Annotated in this window: 1 protein-coding gene; it reads left to right on the top strand. The window is 69.0% G+C overall.

Translation table 11 applies throughout. The annotated features are described in order from the left end of the window. Positions 1 to 1,971: APC family permease (locus J2X68_RS40175; protein WP_310437543.1), on the top strand; the 1,971-nt coding region annotated here is incomplete at both ends.

Here is a 1,971-nt window from a genome sequence, read left to right as displayed (position 1 = left end):
ATCGGGCGCGCACTGCGCAGTGATCGGCTCGGAGAAACGCTCCTGCCGAAGCGCATCGCCCTGCCCGTCTTCGCTTCCGACCCGCTGTCCTCCGTGGCCTACGCGCCCGGGGAGGTGCTGCTGGTCCTGTCCATCGCGGGCGTGTCGGCCTACCACTTCAGCCCCTGGATCGCCCTCGCGGTCGTCGTGCTGATGTTCACGGTGGTCGCCTCCTACCGGCAGAACGTCCACGCCTACCCCAGCGGCGGCGGCGACTACGAGGTGGCCACCACCAACCTCGGCCCCAAGGCCGGCCTGACCGTCGCGAGCGCGCTGCTCGTCGACTACGTCCTGACCGTCGCCGTGTCCATCGCCTCCGGCATCGAGAACCTCGGCTCCGCGATCCCGTTCGTGGTCGAGCACAAGGTGGCCTGCGCGGTCGCCGTGATCGTGCTGCTGACGCTGATGAACCTGCGCGGCGTCAAGGAGTCCGGCAAGCTCTTCGCGATCCCGACCTACGTGTTCGTCGCGGGCGTCTTCATCATGATCGCCTGGGGCGCCTTCCGCGGGCTGGTCCTCGACGACACCATGCGGGCGCCGACGGCCGAGTACACGATCAAGGCCGAGCACCAGGGCCTGGCCGGGTTCGCTCTCGTCTTCCTGCTGCTGCGCGCCTTCTCCTCCGGCTGTGCCGCGCTCACCGGCGTCGAGGCGATCTCCAACGGCGTCCCCGCCTTCCGCAAGCCCAAGTCGAAGAACGCGGCGAGCACCCTCGCGGCGATGGGCCTGCTGGCCGTCACCATGTTCTGCGGCATCATCGTGCTGGCCCTGTTCACCAAGGTCCGGATGGCCGAGAACCCGGCCGTCGACCTGCTGCACAACGGGGTCGCGGTCGGCGCCGACTACGTCCAGAACCCGGTGATCACGCAGGTCGCCGAGGCCGTCTTCGGCAAGGACAGCTTCCTCTTCATCGTCCTCGCCGCGGCCACCGCCCTGGTGCTGTTCCTGGCGGCGAACACCGCCTACAACGGCTTCCCGGTGCTCGGCTCGATCCTGGCCCAGGACCGCTACCTGCCCCGCCAGCTGCACACCCGCGGCGACCGCCTCGCCTTCTCCAACGGCATCGTGCTGCTCGCCGGCGCGGCCACGCTGCTGGTGATCATCTACGGCGCCGACTCCACACGGCTGATCCAGCTGTACATCGTGGGCGTGTTCGTGTCGTTCACGCTCAGCCAGATCGGCATGGTCCGGCACTGGAACCGCCTCCTGGCGACCGAGACCGACCAGCTCAAGCGCCGGCACATGATCCGCTCCCGCGCGATCAACACCTTCGGCGCCTTCTTCACCGGCCTGGTCCTGATCGTCGTCCTGGTCACCAAGTTCACGCACGGCGCCTGGGTCGCGCTGCTCGGCATGGTGATCTTCTACGGCACGATGAGCGCGATCCGCCGCCACTACGACGGCGTCTCCGCGGAGATCGCCGCTCCCGAGGGCCCCAGCGACGACACCGTCCGTCCCTCGCGCGTCCACTCGGTGCTGCTGATCTCCAAGATCCACCGCCCGACGCTGCGCGCCCTCGCCTACGCCAAGCTGATGCGCTCCGACACTCTCGAGGCGCTCACCGTCAACGTCGACCCGGCCGAGACGAGGACGCTGCGCGACGAATGGGAACGGCGCGGGATCGACGTACCGCTGAAGGTCCTGGACTCGCCCTACCGCGAGGTCACCCGGCCGGTCATCGAGTACGTCAAGAGCCTGCGCCAGGAGTCGCCGCGCGACGCGGTGTCGGTGATCATCCCCGAGTACGTGGTCGGCCACTGGTACGAGCACCTGCTGCACAACCAGAGCGCACTGCGGCTCAAGGGCCGGCTGCTGTTCACGCCGGGCGTCATGGTCACGTCCGTCCCGTACCAGCTCCAGTCGTCCGAGGTGGCGAAGAAGCGGGCCCGCAGGCGCCAGGAGTGGAACGCGCCGGGCGCGGTGCGACGCGGT

Source organism: Streptomyces sp. 3330, assembly GCF_031456635.1.
GTDB lineage: Bacteria > Actinomycetota > Actinomycetes > Streptomycetales > Streptomycetaceae > Streptomyces.
This window is presented reverse-complemented; position numbering and strand designations above follow the sequence as displayed.